Annotated in this window: 16 protein-coding genes and 2 tRNA genes; 11 read left to right on the top strand and 7 right to left on the bottom strand. The window is 63.7% G+C overall.

Annotated features, from left to right (window positions below; genetic code table 11):
- Positions 1–1,253: hypothetical protein (locus H7A19_09325; protein MCP5475021.1), on the bottom strand; the 1,253-nt coding region annotated here is incomplete at its 3' end.
- A gap of 60 nt (positions 1,254–1,313) precedes the next feature.
- Complete coding sequence (locus tag H7A19_09320; GenBank protein MCP5475020.1) at positions 1,314–1,865, bottom strand: GspH/FimT family pseudopilin; 552 nt, start codon at positions 1,863–1,865, stop codon at positions 1,314–1,316.
- Positions 1,866–1,983: 118 nt separating this feature from the next.
- Between H7A19_09320 and uvrB the strand changes: the two genes are divergently transcribed.
- Positions 1,984–4,026, top strand: coding sequence for an excinuclease ABC subunit UvrB (uvrB, locus tag H7A19_09315; GenBank protein ID MCP5475019.1), 2,043 nt, complete (start codon positions 1,984–1,986; stop codon positions 4,024–4,026).
- 431 nt (positions 4,027–4,457) lie between these two features.
- On the opposite strand, the gene H7A19_09310 is transcribed toward uvrB, so the two are convergent.
- From H7A19_09310 to H7A19_09290, 5 genes are all read right to left on the bottom strand, one after another.
- Positions 4,458–5,561 carry a SpoIIE family protein phosphatase gene (locus H7A19_09310; GenBank protein MCP5475018.1) on the bottom strand — a complete coding sequence of 368 codons (1,104 nt, stop codon included), beginning with the start codon at positions 5,559–5,561 and terminating at the stop codon, positions 4,458–4,460.
- Positions 5,562–5,642: 81 nt separating this feature from the next.
- The gene (gene cysW, locus H7A19_09305; protein MCP5475017.1) at positions 5,643–6,497 is read right to left on the bottom strand and encodes a sulfate ABC transporter permease subunit CysW; all 855 of its coding nucleotides are present in this window, start codon (positions 6,495–6,497) and stop codon (positions 5,643–5,645) included.
- Complete coding sequence (gene cysT, locus H7A19_09300; protein ID MCP5475016.1) at positions 6,490–7,344, bottom strand: sulfate ABC transporter permease subunit CysT; 855 nt, start codon at positions 7,342–7,344, stop codon at positions 6,490–6,492. Before cysT ends, cysW begins: the two co-directional genes overlap by 8 nt.
- 6 nt (positions 7,345–7,350) lie before the next feature.
- On the bottom strand, positions 7,351–8,331 hold the full coding sequence (locus H7A19_09295; protein MCP5475015.1) for a sulfate ABC transporter substrate-binding protein: 981 nt from the start codon (positions 8,329–8,331) through the stop codon (positions 7,351–7,353).
- Positions 8,332–8,345: 14 nt separating this feature from the next.
- The gene (locus tag H7A19_09290) at positions 8,346–10,121 is read right to left on the bottom strand and encodes an ABC transporter ATP-binding protein (protein ID MCP5475014.1); all 1,776 of its coding nucleotides are present in this window, start codon (positions 10,119–10,121) and stop codon (positions 8,346–8,348) included.
- A 203-nt stretch (positions 10,122–10,324) separates the two neighbouring features.
- Here H7A19_09290 and H7A19_09285 point away from each other — a divergent pair.
- The 10 genes from H7A19_09285 (at position 10,325) to H7A19_09240 (ending at position 18,878) form a co-directional block, all read left to right on the top strand.
- A tRNA-Val gene (locus H7A19_09285) sits at positions 10,325–10,399 on the top strand.
- Between the two features lie 222 nt (positions 10,400–10,621).
- Positions 10,622–12,535: a threonine--tRNA ligase gene (thrS, locus tag H7A19_09280; GenBank protein MCP5475013.1), complete on the top strand. Its 1,914-nt coding sequence runs from the start codon at positions 10,622–10,624 to the stop codon at positions 12,533–12,535.
- A gap of 48 nt (positions 12,536–12,583) precedes the next feature.
- Entirely contained in the window at positions 12,584–13,114 is a 531-nt protein-coding gene (gene infC, locus H7A19_09275; protein MCP5475012.1) for a translation initiation factor IF-3, read from the top strand.
- A 189-nt stretch (positions 13,115–13,303) separates the two neighbouring features.
- Positions 13,304–13,501: a 50S ribosomal protein L35 gene (gene rpmI / locus H7A19_09270; protein ID MCP5475011.1), complete on the top strand. Its 198-nt coding sequence runs from the start codon at positions 13,304–13,306 to the stop codon at positions 13,499–13,501.
- A 15-nt stretch (positions 13,502–13,516) separates the two neighbouring features.
- The gene (rplT, locus tag H7A19_09265; GenBank protein MCP5475010.1) at positions 13,517–13,879 is read left to right on the top strand and encodes a 50S ribosomal protein L20; all 363 of its coding nucleotides are present in this window, start codon (positions 13,517–13,519) and stop codon (positions 13,877–13,879) included.
- Positions 13,880–13,974: 95 nt separating this feature from the next.
- Positions 13,975–14,967 carry a phenylalanine--tRNA ligase subunit alpha gene (gene pheS / locus H7A19_09260; protein MCP5475009.1) on the top strand — a complete coding sequence of 331 codons (993 nt, stop codon included), beginning with the start codon at positions 13,975–13,977 and terminating at the stop codon, positions 14,965–14,967.
- Positions 14,968–15,068: 101 nt separating this feature from the next.
- On the top strand, positions 15,069–17,435 hold the full coding sequence (locus H7A19_09255; GenBank protein MCP5475008.1) for a phenylalanine--tRNA ligase subunit beta: 2,367 nt from the start codon (positions 15,069–15,071) through the stop codon (positions 17,433–17,435).
- Between the two features lie 3 nt (positions 17,436–17,438).
- On the top strand, positions 17,439–17,738 hold the full coding sequence (locus H7A19_09250) for an integration host factor subunit alpha (GenBank protein ID MCP5475007.1): 300 nt from the start codon (positions 17,439–17,441) through the stop codon (positions 17,736–17,738).
- Entirely contained in the window at positions 17,719–18,087 is a 369-nt protein-coding gene (locus tag H7A19_09245) for a MerR family transcriptional regulator (protein MCP5475006.1), read from the top strand. Before H7A19_09250 ends, H7A19_09245 begins: the two co-directional genes overlap by 20 nt.
- Positions 18,088–18,801: 714 nt before the next feature.
- A tRNA-Pro gene (locus H7A19_09240) sits at positions 18,802–18,878 on the top strand.
- Positions 18,879–18,890 lie beyond the last annotated feature (12 nt).

Here is an 18,890-nt window from a genome sequence, read left to right as displayed (position 1 = left end):
ATCCGCATCAGATAGGACTCGATCTCCGGCAAGGCCTTGGACTTCGGGTAGGCCTCGCGAGTGGCTTCGAGCAGCTTGCGGGCTTCGGCTGGTCGGCCCAGGCGTTCGTTCAGGGCTTGCGCCACTCGCAGATGGATGGCACCAATCGCGGGATGCTTGGGATAGGTGCGGCTGAAGCCATTGGCGAATTTCAGGGCCAGTTCGGGCTTGCCGAGCTCACGGGCCTTGTCCACCAGTTCACGCACTTGATCGGGATCGCTCGGCCACAAGTTGGCATCGGCGCCGCGGCATTCCGACCAGAACTCCAGCGCCTGCGCCCATTTCTCCTGGGCGATCATGACGTTCAGATACTGCTGGGCATGCTTGTTCAGCGCAGCGGTATCGGCGTGCAGTGTCAGCAGCTTGCGATAGCGCAGGTGCACGGCATCGGTCGCGCCACGTTCGTTGATGAACTCGCGCAGCACCCGTGCCGCGCTCTCGGTGTCGCCATTGGCGGCGAAAGCCTCGCTTTCATCCAGTACCGACTGGTCCCGATCCTTGGGGCGCGGCAAGGCCGTAGGCGCGTTCTGCTTGATTTCATAACCCAGTACATCGCGGTACTGGTAGACCAGATAGCCGAGCAGATGGAAGGTGACCACAGTGGCATAGTTGGCGATGAAATAATGGCCGACCACAGCCAGCGGTCCCGGCAGGAAGGGCAGCATCATCGCCCGGGCGTTGCCTTCGCTGATCATCAGGACTAGACAGAGCAGGGCGGCGCCGATGTAGGGCCAGCCGATGCGCGTCAGCGTGGCCATCCAGAGCGAGGGATTGAGCGCGCCCAGGGTGTCCTGGTCGATGGCGGCCGACATCAATGCGGCGGGGGCGCCCAGGGCGACGGCGATGCCCAGAATCCAGGCCAATGCGGGCAGGCCGGCTGCCATTGCGCCGATGACCAGCAAGATGCCGATGATCCACAACAGCACCTGCACCTTCAGCACCACCCAGCCCACCGAATCCGGGGTGTTGTAGCCACTGGGCGCTTCCATGATGCCGTTGGCGGTCGAGCTCAGCACCTCGGCCGCGTATTTCAGCGTGGCGGCGGCAATCACGATATTCAGGATGAAGCCGACACCGGGCAAGTAGCCCAGCAGTCGCAGGAAGGCCAGCAGCGTGATGGTCAGCAGGGCCTCGGAATGCAGCGGGTAGGCCAGCATCGGCCGCAAGCGCTCCCAGAAGGGGACTTCGGCGGCGGCGTTCGGGCGTGTCGACATCGTTGATAGGGTCCTTTGCTGGCGTGTGCGGTCAACCATTCTCGGGGTCGCCGCGCGGAATCAGATGGCGGCACAGGTCTCCAGTGGTGCAAAGCTCAGGCTGCGCACGCGGCCGGAATTGGCAATGATGACCTGACCGCCGAAATGCGGGTCACGACGGCTGCAAATGACGAAACTGGCATTGGCGCCGGCCGATTCGCCAAGGTTACGATATGTGATCTGGCGTCTGCCAGTGTTGCTGCGGATACCGATCAGTCTGGGATCGAGCTGCTGGCTGAGCAGCAGTTGCTCCACCGGGTCAAAGCGACCATTGTGATTGTCGTCACGGTACAAGAGCCAGCCTTCCGACCAGTCGCTGTCGTTGCGGCAACTGTGTTGGTCGCTGCTGGGGCATAGCACCACGTTGCGGCCGGTGCTGAGCGCCTCGGCTCTCGCTCTCTGCAGGCCCAGAATCAGGGCGTTCTTGGCGGTCCGCACCTGGGTGGAGCTGCCCATGGTCTTGAAAGACGGTATCGCGACCGCCAGTACGATGCTGGCGACGAGCAGCACCAGGATCAGCTCCAGGGCGCTGAAGCCGTGGTTGCGGCCAGTGCGGTGGCAAGGGAAATTCATGGCGGTGTTCCGACGCGGTAGATGTCGGTTAGGCTAGGGATTCGACGAGGGCCGGCCAGCCACTGCATTCCGATTCCGCTGTCGGAAAATTCCTACAAGACCAGACCAGAGAGGCCAGGTGTCGGATCTATTCCAGTTGCAGTCGCCCTTCGAGCCTGCCGGCGACCAGCCGCAGGCCATCGCCAGACTGATTGACGGCATCCGCGCTGGCGAGGCCCATCAGGTGCTGCTGGGCGTGACCGGCAGCGGCAAGACCTACACCATTGCCAATGTGGTTCAGGCCATCCAGCGGCCAACCCTGGTGCTGGCGCCGAACAAGACGCTGGCCGCGCAGCTCTACGGCGAGTTCAAGGAGTTCTTTCCGAACAACGCGGTGGAGTATTTCGTCAGCTACTACGACTACTACCAGCCCGAAGCCTACGTGCCGTCCAGCGATACCTACATCGAAAAGGACGCCAGCATCAACGAGCACATCGAGCAGATGCGGCTGTCGGCCACCAAGGCGCTGCTGGAGCGCAAGGATGCGCTGATCGTGGCCACGGTGTCGGCGATCTATGGCCTCGGTGATCCGGATCAATACTTCAACATGGTGCTGCACCTGGTGCGCGGGGATCGCATCCCTGACCGCGAGATCATCCGTCGCCTGACCGAGTTGCAGTACAAGCGCGGCGACTACGAGCTGCGTCGCGGTACCTATCGGGTGCGCGGCGAGGTCATTGATGTGCACCCGGCCGAAAGCGACGGTGAGGCCCTGCGCATCGAGCTGTTCGATGGCGAAATCGAGAATCTGGCCCTGTTCGATCCGCTCACAGGCGAAGTCATCAAGCGCCTGCCAAGGTTCACCATCTATCCCAAGTCGCACTACGTGACCTCGCGCCGCAATGTGCTGGACGCCATCACCACCATCAAGGACGAGCTGGCCGAAAGACTGGAAGTGCTATACGCCGAGAACAAGCTGCTGGAGGCGCAACGGCTGAAGCAGCGCACCCAGTTCGATCTGGAGATGATGGCCGAGATCGGCTTCTGTCAGGGCATCGAGAACTACTCGCGGCATCTGACCGGTCGTGGCGAGGGCGAGGCGCCACCGACCCTGTTTGACTATCTGCCGCCCGATGCGCTGCTGGTCGTGGATGAGAGCCATGTGACCATTCCGCAGCTCGGCGCCATGTACAAGGGCGATCGCTCGCGCAAGGAGACCCTGGTCGGCTTCGGTTTTCGACTGCCGTCGGCGCTGGACAACCGACCGCTGCGCTTCGAGGAATGGGAGCGCCGTGCGCCGCGCACCATCTTCGTGTCGGCCACGCCCGGTCCTTACGAGCTGCGCCTGACCGACGGCGCCGTGGTCGAGCAGCTGGTGCGACCCACCGGTCTGATCGATCCGCCCACCGAGATCCGCCCCGTGGCTACCCAGGTCGATGATCTGCTGTCGGAAATCACCTTGCGCACGGCCATGGGCGACCGCGTGCTGGTAACCACGCTGACCAAGCGCATGGCCGAGAACCTCACCGAGTACCTGACTGAGCACGGGGTCAAGGTGCGCTATCTGCATTCCGACATCGAAACCGTGGAGCGGGTCGAGATCATCCGCGACCTGCGCCTGGGTAAATTCGATGTGCTGGTCGGCATCAATCTGCTGCGCGAAGGTCTGGACATGCCCGAGGTCTCGCTGGTGGCGATCCTCGACGCCGACAAGGAAGGATTCCTGCGCTCGACTGGCTCGCTGATCCAGACCATCGGACGGGCGGCCCGCAATCTGCGCGGCAAGGCCATCCTTTATGCCGATCGGATCACCGATTCCATGCGCCGCGCCATCGACGAGACCGACCGGCGCCGCGAGAAGCAGATCGAATACAACCTGGCCCATGGCATCACCCCGCGCGGCATCACCAAGACCGTCACCGATGTCATGGAAGGTGCCCGCGACACGCCGGTCGAGGAGCAGGCAAGCGCGGCCAGTGGCGGCGGCCGCGGCCGCAAGCGCGCCATCGGCGTCGCCGAGCCGCGCATCGATTACGCAGCGATGTCACCCGAGCAGCTGGGGTCGAAGTTGAAGAAACTCGAAGAACAGATGTTCCAGCACGCCCAGAATCTGGAATTCGAAGAAGCCGCCAGGGTTCGCGACGAGATCAAGAAGATCAAGGCGCAGGGCTTGCTGGCGTAGGCGCGACAATCTTGTCCTGAGTCGAGTCGTTGCCGGGAGCCGGACGCAGAGAACGCAAAGGAAAAGCAGAGAGAACGCGAAGAAGAGCGGTCTGATTTTCGGTATGCCCCGAAAAGATCGCTGTTGCGTGCCATGCTCGTTTGCCAGCCGCTGAAAGAGGGCAACAAGTCGGCGTCATTGCGACCCCGGACTTGATCCGGGCGAAGCAATCCAGAAGCAGGGTCGCGAGTCCCCGGATTGCTTCGACATCCGGGCGGTGACGCGGAAGAGCCCCGCTGAGCCGCTGCGCGGCACAACGGGCTACGAAAGCTGGGGTTGTTGGCCTTTGTAGCCCGAACTGCGCGCAGCGCTGTCCGGGCGGTGACGCGGAAGAGCCCCGCTGAGCCGCTGCGCGGCACAACGGGCTACGCACTGTTCGACGCAGCTCGTGGCTAACAGATGCGTTCGATCGTCACCAGGGTCAGATCGTCCTGCTGGCGCGCAGAGCTGACAAATTCGCGGATGGTGGAATGCAGCCGGCGTGCGGCATCGGCGGCGCCGGACGCTTCGCTCAGGACTTCGATCACGCGGGCATGCCCGAGTTTCTGGCCGGCCGGGTTCTGGGCTTCCTCGACCTTGTCGGTGCTCACCATCAGCACTTCGCCAGCGGCCATGTGACGAGCCAACAGACCTATCGCCGGTTCGGACTCCCGCCCCAGCGCTCGGCCGGAGTCGATGCCCAGATCGACGACCTTGCCGTCCACCTGCTTGATCAGGCCTGGCGGATGTCCGGCGCACCCCAGTTCAACGATGTGCCGCCGGGGATCGATCAGCACGGTGCTCGCCGTGACCGACAGGCCTGGCTCGATGACCCGCCGGAGCGCCCGGTTCATGCGCCGCAGGATTTCTTCGGCCGAACCGCAATGCGGCACGATCTCGAACAGCAGGCCGCTGACGAAGGCCATGTACATGCCGGCGGCGACACCCTTGCCACTGACTTCGCCCATGACCACTGCCTGGCGGCCGTCGTTGGCGACCGCCCAGTGGATGAAGTCGCCACCCACGCCCAACGCCGGCACGATCAGCTGGCCAATGTCATAGTCCTCGAACTGCGGCGGTGGATCCGAGACCATGCGCCGCTGCGCGATACGCGCCATCAGCAATTGCGGCTCTGCCCGCAAGCTGTCGAACAGGGTGGTGCGCGGCACATCCGGATCGCTGCTCTCGGGCGCTGGCGCCGTGGCGTCGTCCGCAGGATCGATGATCACCCGCAGTTGCAGGTGCCCGAAACGCAACTGGTCCTCGTCCGACAGGCGATAGGGTCGCTGGTCCAGAGGTTTGCCATTGACGAAGGTGCCGTTGGCGCTGCCGAGGTCGGTCACGTCGACATCGGTGTCGACGATGGTGAACCGGGCATGTCGTCGCGAGACGGTGGGATGATCGAAGAGCAGATTGACCGAAGCGTCGCGCCCGCACACATCGCCATCGGCCACCTCAAATGACTGACCTGCGCCCAGCGCGTCGGTGAATTGCAGGCGGACACGGACCGGGCTCATCGGGATAGGTACTGGTGTGAAGATAGGTAACAGACTATCGCATTTGAACTCGGCGGGTGACGCAGCTTCCGCCTCTGCGGACTAGTCCCCGCGAGCCGAACGTTGACGTCGCATTTGCTGCCAGGATTGAGTGCTGCGGATCAGCAGCACCAGCAATCCGAACAGGGTCAGTACCGAGGCGACGGCGAAGGCGCCCTGGAAGTTGTATTCGTTGTAGAGATTCTCGACCTGCAGCGGCAAGGTCGTCGTGCGCCCTAGAATGTGGCCCGAGACCACCGAGACTGCGCCAAACTCGCCCATGGCGCGGGCGCTGCACAACAGCACCCCCGACAGCAGGCTGGCGCGGATCGAGGGCAGGGTGACGCGCAGAAAAGTGCTCCAGGGGCTGGCGCCCAGCGTGTAGGCTGCCTCCTCGCGATCGACCGCCTGGGCTTCCAGATGATGCAGCACCTGCTTGGCGACGAAGGGTACGCAAATGAACAAGGTGGCCAGCAACATGCCGGGCAGGGCGAAGATCACCTGGACCCCATGGGCGATCAACCAGCCGCCGACCGGGCTGAACTTGCCGTAGAGCATGATCAGCGCCAGTCCGACCACCACCGGTGAAATGGCGAAGGGCAGATCGATCAGCGTCAGCAACAGGCCTCGCCCGCGGAAGCGGAAGCGCGCCAGCGCCCACGCGGCGGCCACTCCGAAGACCGTGCTCAGCGGAACCGTCAGCACGGTCAGACACAGCGTGAGTTGGATGGCTGCGCGTGCCTCCGGATCTGCCAGCGCCTGCCAGTAGGCTGACCAGCCCAGGCTGAAGGCCTGGGCGAAGACCACCAGCAAGGGCAGCCCGAGCAGTAGCAGCAAGACGCCGAGCGCCAGTCCGATCAGCGCCGCTCGCAGCCATGGCGCTTCGCTCTGGGCCTCTGCGGCTGTGGTCTCAGCCATGGGCAGCACTCCCGCTGTAGCGGCGCTGCAGTGTATTGATCGCCATCAGCAGCAGCAGCGAGCTCAGCAACATCATCAGGGCCAGCGCGTTGGCGCCGGCGAAATCGAATTGCTCCAGGCGCACCACGATCAGCAGGGGCACGATTTCCGAGACCATCGGCAGGTTGCCGGCGATAAAGATGACCGAGCCGTACTCGCCGATGGCACGGGCGAAGGCCAGCGTCATGCCGGTGATGCTGGCGGGCAGAATGGCAGGGAGCAGCACCCGCCGGAAGACGGTCCAGCGGCCGGCGCCCAGCGAGATTGCGGCTTCCTCGCGTTCAATCGGCAGATCGCGCATGACCGGCTGTACGGTGCGCACGACGAAGGGCAGGCCGACGAAGATCAGTGCCAGCAGAATGCCGGCGGGGTTGAATGCCATCTGGATTCCGACTTGCGCCAGCCAGTGGCCGATCCAGCCGCTGGGCGCGTACACCGTGGCCAGGGCAATGCCGGCGACGGCCGTGGGCAGGGCAAAGGGCAGGTCGATGGCAGCGTCGACCAGGGCCCGTCCCGGAAAGCGATAGCGCACCAGGACCCAAGCGATCAGCAGCCCCAGCAGCCAGTTGATGGCCGCAGCCAGCAATGCCAGGCCGAAGCTCAGTCTGAACGCCGCCAGCGTGCGTGGATCGCTGGCCAGACTCCAGAGCCTGTCGGCCGGGATGTCCAGCGCTGACATCATCAGCGCCGTCAGCGGCAGCAGCACCACCAGCCCTAGATAACTCAGGGTGATTCCCAGTGACAACCCGAATCCCGGGATGACCCGGCGCGAGGACAGGGGCGGCAAGGTGGCGCTCGGGGTATCCATTGGGTCTCAGTGCTCGGCCTGCGCTTGATCGAAACTGGCGCCGTCGGCGAAGTGACTGGCCTCTGCCTCGGTCCAGCTGCCGAAGACCTGTTGCACGGTGAACAGCTGCATGGCGGGCAGGGTCGGCTCCGCCCCAAGGGCTGCGGTGTCACGCGGCCGGAAGTGATGGCGCGCTGCCAGTGACTGGCCCTCACTCGAATAATGGAACTGCAGATAGGCTTGCGCCAGATCGCGGCTGCCATGGGCATCGGCCACGCTGTCGACCAGCGCAATGCTGGGTGTAGCCAGTATCGACCAGCGTGGACGGATCAGTTCGTACTCACCCTTCCCCAATCGATCCAGACTGAGCAAGGCTTCGCTCTCCCAGGTCAAGAGCACATCGCCGATGCCACGCTGAACGAAGGTGGTGGTGGCGGCCCGGGCGCTGCTGTCCCAGACCGGCACGTTGTGCACGATCCGGCGCATCAGCCCGAGGATCTCGGCATTGCTGGCACCCTCCTGCGTCAGCGCACCCCAGATCGCCAGATAGACCCAGCGCGCGCCGCCGGAGCTCTTGGGGCTGGCGCTGATGACGCCGACGCCCGGGCGCGCCAGATCGGACCAGTCGTGGATGGCCTTGGGATTGCCGGCGCGCACCAGCATGACGATGGTTGATGTGTAGGGTGCGCTCGCATGGGGCAGGCGTTGTGACCAGTCGGCGGCCAGCAGGCCGCGTCTGGCGAGCTGGTCGATGTCGCCGGGCAAGGCCAGACTGACCACATCGGCGTCCAGCCCGGCAATGACCGCGCGCGCCTGCTTGCCCGAGCCGCCGTGGGACATCTGGATCTGCGCTGGCGGGTGACCCTGCGCCTGCCAGGCGCTGAGAAAGGCGGCGTTGAGGTCGCGATAGAACTCGCGGGTGCTGTCGAAAGAGGCGTTCAGCAGGGTGGCTGCTGCCAGCGGCCCGCTCAGGCCGAGTGCCAGCGCCAGGGTGATCCATCGTCGCATGAAGGAGCCGCGACTCAGAGACGCAACCAGGATCGGGGCAGCGGAGGCCCGATGGCTGCCAGTGCTTCGCTCAGATCTGCGTAGGCGACGCTGGCCGCCAGCTCCTGACCGAGCGCTTCCGTGCGAACCAGCAGCAGCTGCCCCTGTTGCGGCTGGTTCAGCCAGTGCTCGCGCGCCGCATCGAGTTTGCATCGAGTCTCGGCCAGGCTGGTCGGCAGGGCGTGGATCAGCAGCTGGGTCGGGTCGGAGGCGCTCCCGCCATCGATCCTTGTCTGCGCCAGATTCGCCATTTGTTGAGCCAGCGTCATTGCGGCGTGCGCCTCGGCTGGCGGCGGTGATTGCCAGCGCCAGCGGGCTGCCGATGCCACGCTCAACGGCCAGGGCGCGTTCAGATCACGCGGCGGCAGCAACAGCCCTCGAACATTGCCGCTGGCCAGCAGTGCCTGCCAGTCGTTGCCGCCCGGGAATCGGAGATCGATGAGCAGATCGAAGGCCTCGCGTTCCAGGCACTCGCTGGCCACGTCCAGCGTGCCGCGATGGGCGCCGCCAGCCTCGCAGATCCGCAGATCGCCCGCGTATTGCTGTCTATAGCTATCCAGCCGGGCATTGCCGGCGCTGGAGCGTCCAAGCTCGCCGACGATCGTCACCAGTGCGTCGGCGTCTTCGCCGAAGGCCAGCGCGCGATCCAGCAAGGCGCGGCTGTGCGCACCGGCGTCGGCGAGCAGCAGGATCCGCAGCTGTGCCTGCGCGATCCGGTGCACGCGCCTGGCCTCGACGCGCCAGCGGCTGCCGGGAACGAAGGCGGTTTCGCTGCCGTGCTGTTCCACTTCGATGAGGGTGTCTTTGCGGGTGTTGTCATCCGGGCAGTTGCCGAACAGGCGTACGCGGATGCGTTCGCTGGCCCCAAGAAACTCGCTGCCTTCGACCGCGCCGATGCCGAGCGAGATCGAACCGGATGCCAACGCCGATGTCAGCTCCCGCAGTTGCAGGTCTTCCGGGCGCATCAAGGCCAGCGTGCTGGATGGTTGGTTCTGTCCGTCGACGGCCGGCGCCGCGGGTAGCCGCGACGCGGGCATCAGATTGGCGCGACCCAGAAATCGCGCCACGAATTCGTTTTGCGGGGTCAGATACAGTTGCCGAGCCGTTCCCTGTTCCAGTACCCGTCCGCGGTGCATCACCAGCATGCGGTCCGCCAGCGCCAGCGCTTCCTCCTGATCATGGGTGACGAAGACTGCCGTGGTTCCCAGGCGTTTCAGCAGGTCCCGCAGACTGTTGCGCAATTCACCGCGGATGCGCGCATCCAGCGCCCCGAATGGCTCGTCCAGCAGCAACAGTCGGGGCTGATGAGCCAAGGCCCGAGCCAGCGCCGCGCGCTGACGCTGGCCGCCGGAGAGCTGCGCCGGCAGTCGGGCCGACAGCCCTTCAAGGCCGACCATGGCCAGCAGTTCGCGGCGACGGGCCTCACGTTGCTCGCGGGAAACGCCGCGCACGCGCAGCGCGAACTCGACGTTGTCCGCCACGCTCATCTGCTCGAACAGTGCATAGCTCTGGAACACGAAACCCATGTCACGGGCTTGTGGCTGCAGTCGCGTGACATCAACGCCATCGACCAGGATCTGGCCGCTGTCCGCAGCCGTCAGGCCGCCGATCATGCGCAGCAGGGTACTCTTGCCGCTGCCGCTGGGTCCGAGCAACACCAGCAGCTCGCCGCGGGAGATCGACAGATCGACCCGACGGACCACCGCCCGGCCTTCATAGGTCTTGGACAATCCACGAACTTCGACTGCCATATTGCGCCTTTGCGGACGTCCATACGTCTGTAGGGCGGATTCTGAGGGTCGCCGGGGGGCGTGTCAGATGCCGCGTCTGCATAACGATATGTCAGCGCAACCCCGGCGCCACGCCTGCCGGGTGCCGAAAAAGAAATATTTCGATTGCGATGCCGAGCACCTTGGCGCCTGCAAAACACGCTGATATACTCTCGGGCTCTCTTGGGCGCATAGCTCAGCGGTAGAGCACTACCTTGACATGGTAGGGGTCACAGGTTCGATCCCTGTTGCGCCCACCAAGAGCCGGAAAAAATCGTGAGGTGGCACATGAGCACTCGAACTGCGGTGAACAACTGACTAGCTGAGCAGCCTCATTGCGACAATTCAAGGCGCTCGGCGCCTTTTTTTGTGTCTTTCGATCGCCGTTGATGCACCGATTCTCCGGTGACGGCAAGACCGAATGACATGCTTCCCGATTGCCATCCGACCGCATCCAGGTCGGAGTTCGCCAGGACAAGAACATGGTCAACGTACAACTCCCCGATGGTTCCATCCGCTCCTTCGATGCGCCGCTGTCGATTGCCGACGTGGCAATGAGCATCGGTCCGGGTCTCGCCAAGGCGGCGCTCGCCGGCAAGGTCGACGGCAAGCTGGTCGACACCAGCTTTCGCATCGAGAACGACAGCAAGCTGGAAATTGTCACCGACAAGCATCCCGATGCGCTGGAGATCGTGCGTCATTCCACGGCCCATCTGCTGGCGCAGGCCACGCAAAGGCTGTTTCCGGGCGCCCAGGTGACGATTGGTCCGGTGGTCGACAACGGCTTCTACTACGACTTCGCCTTCGAGCGCGCGTTCACGCCCGATGATCTGGCCGCCATCGAAGCCGAGATGAGCAAGATCGTGGCCGAGGCGCTGCCGGTACAGCGCAGCATCATGGCCAAGAACGATGCCATCGAGTTCTTCAAGGCCAAGGGCGAGTTGTTCAAGGCCGAGATCATCGACGACATCATTCCGCCCGGTGAGGACATCTCGCTGTACGGGCAGGGTGAGTGGGTCGATCTGTGCCGTGGCCCACACGTGCCGAACACGGCCAAGCTCGGCTCCTTCAAGCTGATGAAGGTGGCTGGCGCCTATTGGCGCGGCGATGCCAAGAACCAGCAGTTGCAACGCATCTACGGCACGGCCTGGCTCAACAAGAAGGATCTGGCGGCCTACCTGACGCAGCTGGAAGAGGCGGAAAAGCGCGATCACCGAAAGATCGGCAAGCAGCTGGACCTGTTCCACATGCAGGAAGAGGCGCCTGGCCTCGTCTTCTGGCACCCCAAGGGTTGGGCCATCTGGCAGGTCATCGAGCAGTACATGCGGCGCGTCTACCGGTCGTCGGGCTATCAGGAAGTGCGTGGTCCGCAGATCCTGGATGTGTCGCTGTGGAAGCGCTCCGGTCATTGGGACAACTACGCCGACAACATGTTCTTCACCGAGTCGGAGAAGCGCACCTACGCGGTCAAGCCGATGAATTGCCCGGGGCATGTGCAGATCTTCAATCACGGCCTGCACAGCTATCGCGATCTGCCCATCCGCTATGGCGAATTCGGCTCCTGTCATCGCAATGAACCCTCGGGGGCGCTGCACGGCATCCTGCGCGTGCGCGGCTTCACCCAGGACGATGGCCACGTGTTCTGCACGGAGAGTCAGATCGAGTCTGAAGTGTCTGCATTCCACACGCAGGCGCTGAAGGTCTATCGCGATTTCGGCTTCGGCGAGGTGCAGATCAAGATTGCGCTGCGCCCGGAAAAGCGCCTGGGCGATGACGCCACCTGGGATCGTGCCGAGAACGCGCTGCGCCATGCGCTGGCCAAGGCCGGTGTGGAATGGGAGGAACTGCCGGGCGAGGGTGCCTTCTACGGCCCCAAGATCGAGTACCACCTCAAGGATGCCATTGGTCGCACCTGGCAGCTGGGCACGATGCAGGTCGATTTCATGATGGCCGGCCGGCTCGGGGCGGAGTATGTCGACGAGCACAGTCAGCGCCAGCACCCGGTCATGTTGCATCGCGCCATCGTCGGTTCGATGGAGCGTTTCATTGGAATCCTGATCGAAAATCACGCCGGCGCACTGCCGGTCTGGTTGGCGCCGACCCAGGCCGTGGTGATGGGAATTACCGATGCGCAGGGCGAATATGTCGCAGAAGTGGCCAAAACCCTTGAAAATCAAGACTTCCGAGTCGTTTCGGACTTGAGGAACGAGAAGGTCGGCTATAAAATCCGCGAGCACACGCTGCAGAAGACGCCGTACCTGCTCGTCGCCGGTGAGCGCGAGAAGGAATCTGGCAGCGTATCTGTCCGTCGTCGCACCGGGGAGGATCTGGGCGTGATGACGGTCGCCGAATTTGCCGAACATCTGCGGGCTGAGGTGTTGGCCCTCGGCCACTAACGGTGCCGGTGCCGTAGTCACCGGTTTGCATCACAAGGAGTCGCCGCCATAGCTGTCCTGGACAAATCCACCCGAAAGAACGAAGACATCCGAGTACCGCAGATTCGCGTGATCGGCGCCGATGGTGAACAGATCGGTATCCTGTCGCGCAATGAGGCCTTGGCCATGGCGCAGGATATTGGTCTGGATCTGGTCGAGATCCAGCCCAATGCCGAGCCACCCGTCTGTCGCATCATGGACTACGGTAAGTTCAAGTTCGAACTGCAGAAGAAGGCCAATCAGGCCAAGAAGAAGCAGAAGCAGGTCGAAATCAAGGAGATGAAGTTTCGTCCGGGTACCGACGACGGCGATTTCAACGTCAAGATGCGTGCCATTCGGCGCTTCCTGGAGGAGGGTGATCGGGTCAAGATCAACCTGCGCTTCCGCGGACGCGAGTTGGCGCACATCAACCTCGGCGATGCCATGCTGAACCGCATTGAAGCCGAGCTGAAGGAAGAAGCCACGATCGAACAACGATCGCGCGTGGAAGGGCGGGTCATGAGTATGATGATCGCCCCCAAGAAGAAACCGCAGGCCTGATCGCCTGCTCTACGGCGACGCGGTATGGTCGCCGGTTGGACCTGCCAGGAATGGCGGGATACTCCCCCGGTCAGTGATGGCCGGGAAACGCCGGGCAACCGGATTTCGAAGTCAAACGGGTACGGATCAGGAAAGCACTCCGCAAGGAGTCACCCGCTGGCTCAACCAAGTGAGTGAAAGGGAACAGCAATGCCTAAGATGAAGACCAACCGGGCGGCGGCCAAGCGCTTCCGCAAGACCGGCTCGGGCAAGTTCAAGTGTGGTCATGCTTTCAAGAGCCACATCCTGACCAAGAAGTCCACCAAGCGTAAGCGCGGTCTGCGCGCTCCGAATCACGTGCGTGACGAAGATGCAGGTCGCGTCGCACGCATGCTGCCGTACGCATAAGGGAGGATTTCGACAATGGCACGAGTCAAACGTGGTGTAACGGCGCGTCGGCGCCACAAGAAGCTTCTCAATCGCGCGAAGGGCTATTACAACGCCCGCCGCAAGGTTTATCGCGTCGCCAAACAGGCGGTCACGAAGGCCCTGCAGTACGCCTACATCGGTCGCAAGCGGAAGAAGCGTGATTACCGTTCGCTGTGGATCGTGCGTATCAACGCCGCCGCTCGCGAATGTGGTCTGAGCTACAGCCGCTTCATCAACGGCCTGAGCAAGGCCGGCATCAAGATCGACCGCAAGGTGCTGGCCGATCTCGCCGTGCACGACATGGTCGCTTTCAAGGCTGTTGCCGACCAGGCCAAGTCCAAGCTGGTCGCAGCTTGAACCGGGTGCGCGACTGAGGTCGCGTCCATCGCCATACGTTAGTCGACCGGACGGGGAGAAGCTTGCTTTTCCCCGTTCTCGTTTCTGGGGCAGGCATGAACCTCGAACACCTTCAAAGCGAGGCGCAGGCGCGCATCGCGGCGGTTTCCGATCTCGCGGCGCTGGATCAGTTGCGCGTCGAGTATCTGGGCAAGTCCGGCAGTGTCACTGCCATTCTCAAGTCACTGGGTGCGCTGGCGCCGGAAGAACGCAAGCTGCGTGGAGCCGAGGTCAATCGCGTCCGCGATGCGCTCAGTCAGGCACTGAACGAGCGCAAGGCCGTGCTCGACGCCGCGGCCATGCAGGCGCGGCTGGAGCGCGAGAGCATCGATGTCTCGCTGCCCGGTCGGCAGCTTGGCGTCGGCGGCATTCATCCGATCACCCGCGCGCTGGATCGCATTGTCGGCATCTTCGAGCGGCTGGGCTATACCGTGGCCGACGGGCCGGAGATCGAAGACGACTGGTACAACTTCGAGGCCCTGAATTTCCCGCCCGATCATCCGGCGCGGACCATGCACGACACCTTCTATTTCCCGGACGGACGCCTGCTGCGCACCCACACCTCACCGGTGCAGATCCGGGTGATGCAGAACAAGCAACCGCCGATCCGCGTGATCATTCCCGGCAAGGTCTATCGCAGCGATTCCGACCAGACCCACTCGCCGATGTTCCATCAGGTCGAAGGCCTGGTCGTGGGCGAGGACATCAATTTCGCCGATCTCAAGGGCACCTTGCTGAACTTCGTGCGCGCCTTTTTCGAACGCGAGCCGAAACTGCTGTTCCGTCCTTCCTATTTCCCCTTCACCGAGCCCTCGGCTGATGTACTGATGAACTGGGAACTGCCCGATCGCAGCGAGCGCTGGCTGGAGGTGCTGGGCTGCGGCATGGTGCATCCGAATGTGCTGCGCAACTGCGGCATTGATCCCGAGCGCTACACCGGCTTTGCCTTTGGCCTGGGGGTGGAGCGCTTTGCCATGCTGCGCTACGGCGTGACCGATCTGCGCGCCTTTTTCGAAAACGATCTGCGTTTTCTCAATCAATTTGCCTGACACCTGATGCAGGTCATCAGCCCGCAGGGCCGGGTGACGAATCGACGCGTTGCGGTGGCTCCGAGCCGACGTGACCGATCACTGGAGATCCGAGACTAATCATGAAATTCTCCGAAAACTGGTTGCGCGATCTGGTGGATATTCCGGCCACGCGCGATGAGCTCACCCATCGGCTGACCATGTGCGGTCTGGAGGTCGAATCGGTCGAGGCCCTGGGTGCGGATCTGACCGGCGTGCTGATCGGCGAGATCGTCGAGGCCGAGCAGCATCCCAATGCCGATCGGCTGCGGGTCTGCAAGGTCGATGCCGGTCAGGGCGAGCTGCTGAACATCGTCTGTGGCGCGCCGAATGCGCGCGTCGGCTTGAAGGCGCCGGTGGCCGTGGTGGGTGCCAGTCTGCCCGGTGGCTTTCAGATCAAGGCCGCCAAATTGCGTGGGGTCGAGTCCTTCGGCATGCTCTGTTCGGGCAAGGAACTGGGCGTGGACAGCGATGCCTCCGGACTGCTGGAACTGCCGGCTGATGCACCGACGGGCCAACCCTTTGCCGACTGGCTGGGTCTGCCCGATGCCATCATCGAGCTGGGCCTGACGCCCAATCGCAGCGACTGTCTGGGCTTGCGCGGGCTGGCCATGGAAGTGGCGGCCGAATACGGCAGCGCCACGCGCCTGGCCGAAATCGTTCCCGCCGCCCTTGGGCATGACCAGCAACTGGACATCCGGCTCACGCCGGGCGCCGGATGTCCGCGCTACTGCGGTCGCGTGATCAATGGCCTGAATCCGGCTGCGGTCACGCCGTCCTTTATGGTCGAGCGTCTGCGTCGATCCGGCCTGCGACCGATCAGCGCGCTGGTCGACGTCACCAATTACGTCATGCTGGAACTCGGTCAGCCGCTGCATGCCTTCGACGCCGATCGCATCCAGGGCGCCATCCAGGTTCGCCGGGCGCTGGCCGGCGAGAACTGCACCTTGCTCGATGGCCGCGAAACCACGCTCGATCCCGAATTCCTGGTCATCGCCGACGACAGTGGTGCGGTGGCCCTCGCCGGGGTGATGGGTGGATTCCATACGCGCGTCACTGACAGCACCGCCCGGGTCTTTCTCGAAAGTGCGCATTTTGCGCCGGACGCGATCAGTGGACGTGCGCGCCGACTGGGCATGCACACCGATGCCTCGCACCGCTTTGAACGTGGCGTCGATCCGCAATTGCCGCGCCAGGCGCTGGAGCGCGCGACCGCATTGCTGCTGGAGATCGCGGGTGGCAGCGCCGGGCCGGTGACCGAGGCCGTAATCGCAGGCGAACTGCCGCAGCGCCAGGCCGTGACCCTGCGTCATCAGCGCCTGACCCGGGTCCTGGGTATCGAAGTGCCTGCCGCTGCCGTACGGACCATTCTGGACGCGCTCGGCATGCAGGTCACGCCAGTTGACGGCGGTTGGAGCGTGCTGCCGCCAAGCTGGCGTTTCGATATCGCCATCGAGGAAGACCTGATCGAGGAAGTCGCCCGTATCCATGGCTACGATCAAATCCCCACGGTGGCGCCGCGCGGCGAACTCGAGGTGGAGCCGGTCAGCGAGTCGCGTCTGTCGCTGATGCGTCTGCGCGAGCGACTCGTGGCGCGCGGCTATTCCGAGGCCATCACCTTCGCTTTCCTGGGCCAGTCGCAACTGCAGCGCTGGGGCATGGACGAAGGGGCGATCACGCTCGCCAATCCGCTGTCGGCCGACCTCGCCGTGATGCGAACCACGCTGCTGCCCGGTTTGATCGAGGCGCTGGTACGCAATCAGAACCGCCAGCAGGGCAGGGTGCGTCTGTTCGAGCTCGGTCGCCAATACCGATCGGGTGCAGAGGGCAAGCCGGTGGAAGGCGAGTTGCTGTCGCTGGTGATCAGCGGCGAGGCCCGCCCCGAACAATGGGGCGAGCCGACGCGCGCCGTGGACTTCTACGATCTCAAGGCCGACGTCGAAGCCCTGATGGCCGAGCCCGGGATCTGGCAGGCGGGTGGTCCCGATTGCCTGCATCCCGGACGACGAGCGCAGTTGCTGGTGGATGGCCAGGTGGCAGGCTTCATCGGTGCACTGCATCCGGAGCTGGCGCGAGAGCTGGACGTCGACAGCGAGGTGCTGGTGGCCGAGTTGTCGCTGGACGCCGTGCGCGCCAGGCTGATGCCCAGAGCCCGCGAACTGTCGCGTTTCCCCTCGGTCCGGCGCGATCTGGCGTTGGTACTGCCGGAAGCCGTTGCCTACGACTCACTTCGGCAAACGGTCACCCGGGCGGCGGGTAGTCTGCTGCGCGAGTTGCGCCTGTTCGACGTCTATCGCGGAACCGGGATCGAAAAGGGGTGCAAAAGCTTCGCTATCGGCTTGATTTTCCAAGACGATTCACGCACTCTAGGCGACGCGGATGTAGACCGTTTGGTGGCTGCGATTATCGAGCAGTCAGCGGCGGAACTTGGGGCTCAGGTGCGGAGTTAGGGGATGGCGCTGACCAAGGCCGAGATGGCCCAACGACTTTTCGAGGACGTGGGACTCAACAAGCGTGAGGCCAAGGAGTTCGTCGATATCTTCTTCGACGTCATCCGCGAAGCGCTGGAGAAAGGGGAGAACGTCAAGCTTTCGGGCTTTGGCAATTTCGATCTGCGCCAGAAGAATCAGCGCCCGGGTCGCAATCCGAAGACGGGTGAGGAGATTCCGATTTCCGCACGTCGGGTGGTGACGTTCAGGGCAGGTCAGAAGCTGAAGGCGCGGGTAGAGGCATATGCTGGATCCGGGCAGTAATAGCGAGCTACCGCCGATACCGGCGAAGCGCTACTTCACCATCGGTGAGGTGAGCGAGCTGTGTGGCGTGAAGCCGCATGTGCTGCGCTATTGGGAGCAGGAGTTCCCCAGCCTCAAGCCGGTCAAGCGCCGCGGCAATCGCCGCTATTACCAGCGCCACGATGTGCTGATGATCCGGCAGATCCGCAGTCTGCTCTACGAACAGGGCTTCACCATCGGCGGCGCGCGTCAGCGCCTGGATGGGGAAGCCAACAAGGTCGAGCAGAAACCTGAAAACCATGTGCCGAGCGAACTCATCCGGCAGATGCGCGTGGACCTGGAAGCAGTTCTGGAAATCCTGCGCCCCTAGGCAACGAGCCCTGGTTGACCTGAGCTGGCGTGGTTTCTAGGTAGGAGCGACCTCGCGTCGCGACCGGCCAGCCGCACGACCGCGACAGCGGCTGCCCCACAAGGGCGCTCCGACCTTTGAACCAGCCCGGCGTTGCACGCCCGCGAAGGCCAGATTTTGGAGAACGAGAGCGGCCGCGCAGGCGCGCGTCCCTTTTCAAAGCGCGGTGTCGGGACTACACGCGCGCGGCACGCAATAACACTGCTTTGCTGCCTGCTGCCTGCTGCCTGCTGCCTGCTGCCTGCTGGCGGCGCCGGGACTGCATTCTCGCCTGTCGAGACGGACGATCTTGCACATCCCGATGAGCGGAACGCCTTTCTTTGCGTTCTCTCTGCTTTTCCTTTGCGTACTCTGCGTCCAGCTTCTGGCCGCCGCGTGCCTCAGCACTGGATCGTCGCCATGTCAGTGGCGCCGCAAGCTGTTTCAACACGCCTCCAACAGCGACCAGACAAATCTGGACGCACTTGCCCCCCATACCCTGTAGCCTTTTCCCGAGTCCCGAGTCCCGAGTCCCGAGTCCCGAGTCCCGAGTCCCGAGTCCCGAGTCCCGAGTCCCGAGTCCCGAGTCCCGAGCCCCGAGTCCCGAGTCCCGAGTCCCGAGTCCCGAGTCCCGAGTCCCGAGTCCCATCTCTGGCATCCAGCTGCAACTTGGTGTAGCCTCCGCCCTCCTTCGGTCGGGGCGTAGCGCAGCCTGGTAGCGCACTACAATGGGGTTGTAGGGGTCGAGAGTTCGAATCTCTCCGCCCCGACCAATAAGGACAAAT

This window comes from Rhodanobacteraceae bacterium (assembly GCA_024234055.1).
In the GTDB taxonomy this organism is placed as follows: Bacteria; Pseudomonadota; Gammaproteobacteria; order Xanthomonadales; family SZUA-5; genus JADKFD01.
This window is presented reverse-complemented; position numbering and strand designations above follow the sequence as displayed.